3 protein-coding genes are annotated in these 3,212 nt (G+C 38.9%); all 3 read right to left on the bottom strand.

The genetic code is table 11. The annotated features are described in order from the left end of the window. The 3 genes from CA598_RS31325 to CA598_RS31310 all read right to left on the bottom strand — a co-directional run bounded on the left by CA598_RS31325 (window position 1) and on the right by CA598_RS31310 (window position 2,583). A complete protein-coding gene (locus CA598_RS31325) occupies window positions 1-978 on the bottom strand; it encodes a phosphotransferase enzyme family protein (RefSeq protein ID WP_094879029.1) in 978 nt (325 codons plus the stop codon). A gap of 77 nt (window positions 979-1,055) precedes the next feature. Continuing rightward, complete coding sequence (locus CA598_RS31320; RefSeq protein WP_094879028.1) at window positions 1,056-1,718, bottom strand: hypothetical protein; 663 nt, start codon at window positions 1,716-1,718, stop codon at window positions 1,056-1,058. 460 nt (window positions 1,719-2,178) lie between these two features. Then, window positions 2,179-2,583: a GNAT family N-acetyltransferase gene (locus CA598_RS31310; RefSeq protein ID WP_094874801.1), complete on the bottom strand. Its 405-nt coding sequence runs from the start codon at window positions 2,581-2,583 to the stop codon at window positions 2,179-2,181. Between the last annotated feature and the right edge of the window lie 629 nt (window positions 2,584-3,212).

Below are 3,212 nucleotides of genomic sequence, written 5' to 3'. Positions count from 1 at the left end.
TTATATTTTATAAAATATACTTTCACCATTAAGGAATGGACGACAATACTCTGCGCATAATTTAGGCATTTTTTCACGCATCCAGGCATGGACATGTTCATTCTCCAACTGGAAGACGTAATACCCGATAATAGCGACCAGCATAAAACCTTCAAGCTGCAGTAGATCATTCGCTGTATTTTCGTGCTCTCTGTAATATCCCTTAAGGAAAGTATCTCTTCGATCGGATGGCAGCATCATAGCTCCCATGGCAACATCAAGCAAGGCATACCCGGTTCCGAAAAAGCCAAAATCAATAAAGCGCGCCTCTCCTTCGGTTGTGATGATGATGTTCCCCATACACAAGTCCCCATGAATAAGGTCAGGGCCAGCCTCCCCGCCATGGTCAACCAATCGGAAGTTAATCAATTGCAGCGTTTGTTCAATGACATTGGCATCAGAAGATGTAAATAGATTCTTTTTCACACCCGAATGGATCACACGAATCATCCGTTCATTATAGGCTCTGCCTTGACTCGGACGAATCTTTATATCTGAATATTTGTACTGCCGAAAAAAAGTATGCAGCTCTGCTAATTGCAATCCCAGTTTTTTTACCAGTTCAAGATTGTTAACATCATTCTTAATCATGTCTCTTCCATCCAGCCAGGTTAGGACAGAGCAGTTCAAAAGCTCACCTTCGTATTCGACGATCGTAATTAATTCACCATCTTTGTTTCTTATAGGAGTCTGTATTTCGTTGATGCTCCAGCTTCCCAGCTCCTCAAGCATTTGCAATTCTCCAAGAATGCCGTCGTATGTATGCTGCAGACCTTTCATGTCATCTATAAAAGGGTCATGAATGCGAAGTAAATATGATTTTCCCATTCTGTCATTTACACGATATGTTCTGTTCTCGTTATGCCTTAAAAAAATAATCTCAGGTTGTTGGATATCGTCGTATCTACCTAGTAAGTCCAAAAGTTTCTCGTTCGTCATAAGGACTCCTTTAAAAAAGAAGGATTTTTTTATTCAATTTTGGTATAAAGTATAAAAGAGATACCTTTCTTTTCATTTCAAGTCTCCTTGGAGATATTATACGCGTCAGTTGAATCGATGTTGTACCAAGGTTCTGTCCCCCATACGGATTCTCGGGCAACATATACTAGCTCTTTATCCTTACAAATAAAAATATCTTTTGGAATATCCTTATACGAATCAAACAGGTGTTCAGGTAAAATTGCAGCATCAAATGCCCAAAGTCCCTCTTGCTGACCTGACACTAACGCCTCCCAAGGCGCTCCATCCATAGCTTCATTTGTGAAAAACACTCCAGTTTGTCTAAACTCCTCAGAGAACTTAGTCATAATCCGCCAAATCAAGGATTGATATTGGCTTCGTACTTGTCCTATTCTCCAATCGTGTTCTATCTCTTCTGTCCAAAACAAGATACTAATTTCCAGATATGATTCTTTTAATTCCTCAATAACTTTAGGTGTCCAGCCTAGTACATATGGCCGTAAATGGAGTTGGAACCCGTTATTTTGGTACAACTGAGTCTCAGCATCGCCACCAACGTACATAAAACCATTTTCTGAAACTTCCCATTCCAGCTCACTATTAAAGTATCTAGAATCAAGTCCCAGCGAGTTTATTACTCCTGAAAAGAGCCTGATAACGTCTTGGAAATTGAATTGATCACATATTATATAAGTTTGGATTTGAGAATATTCTGGCATGAGAACACACCTCTTGGGATCAATGGTCTTTATTACCATTATACTCCATTGTGTTCGCCTTCGGCACTGCGCTAAACTGCCCATTAGTTGAATAGCCGCAGATTTCTAAAAAGGGATTTACCGCAATAATATGCTAAAAAATCGTCGATACATTTCTCTCTTGCTCTCGCCGCGGAGTTGTGCGTATATTTGCGCGGTTGAGGCTTTCTCATGATTCAGCATACCTTGATGAAATCCAATGAGGCACCGTTATCAAGGAGTTTACACACATAGGTATGTCGAATTCGATGCCCTAGACTGCTTGGCTTCAAACAATCTGCTTGTTTCATCAAATATTCCTTCAGTATAGTCAACGTAATCTCCGCTATCTCGGTATCGCCTAGTTCCGTCATTAGCATTTTTGTTCTGAAGAGTGTAGGCGTTCAATGTTCTCGGACTATAGCGTGTCCCTTTAGTTCAATCATATCAACTCTGAGATAAACATTGGTGTAGCTCCATCCTCTGTATTAAAGCCAAATTTATTATAGAAATCCACTGCATGAGGATATGAAATTAATACTTTTGTTTTACATCCTTTATATCTTTCAAGCATTATCTTCATCATTTCCTTACCTATACCTATACTCTGATAACTCGGATTAATAAGCATATAATGAAAATATACCGTTAAAACACCATCTGACAAAGCATTTATTAAACCGACAAGCTTTCCTCCTTCCCAAGCAGTAACAAGTGAATGAGACCCTCGTATTGCTTGTAAAAGCTCGTTTGGATACTTGCCAGACTCCCATTCTACCGAAAGAAATAACTCTTGGAGTGCATCCTTAGTGATATCCTCTTTGCTTGAAGCGTAATAAATACTCACCCCTATACCTTCCTTTCATAAAACTAACTACGGCACAACATCTGTTTTAAACTCCCATATTTCGATGGTTTTGCAATCCTTACGAAGCCATAAAATAAAACCGACAAAGCAATTTCGGATTTTTCAAAATGAATTATTTACCTCAATATACTATTAAAAATATGTATAGAAAATGGATTAACTGAAGTGGAATTTGCATTTAATTACATTAGAGAATTCATGAGAATACTTCTTTTACTTAAGCATAAGAGGCTTATATCGTTAATTTTCCCGTTAGCGTAATTGACAGCTATACGCTCAACGCTTTAAGTGGTTTGTCTAAATACTTGTAAATTCCTTACTCCATTCTTCGAATGTCGTTAATCGAATCTTCCTTTATTTCGGCTGAGGTCCCATCCCCGTTAACCTCCCGTTAGCTTAATAGAAAAGAAGAGCTACCTACCTTATAGGAAGCTCCTCCACTAACGTTCTCCGTAAACTCAATGACTTATCTAAAATCGGAATAAAATGCTGCTAACGTTACAAATATCAGAATTGGTGGACTCCGCCTTTACCGGAAATTCTCTACACACTCATGTAGAAAGGTGTCTAGCGTTCGTGGCTCTCTGCCGAGCAAGCGCTTCACAGTG

Source organism: Paenibacillus sp. VTT E-133291 (assembly GCF_002264395.1).
In the GTDB taxonomy this organism is placed as follows: Bacteria; Bacillota; Bacilli; order Paenibacillales; family Paenibacillaceae; genus Paenibacillus_AQ; species Paenibacillus_AQ nitricinens.
This window is presented reverse-complemented; position numbering and strand designations above follow the sequence as displayed.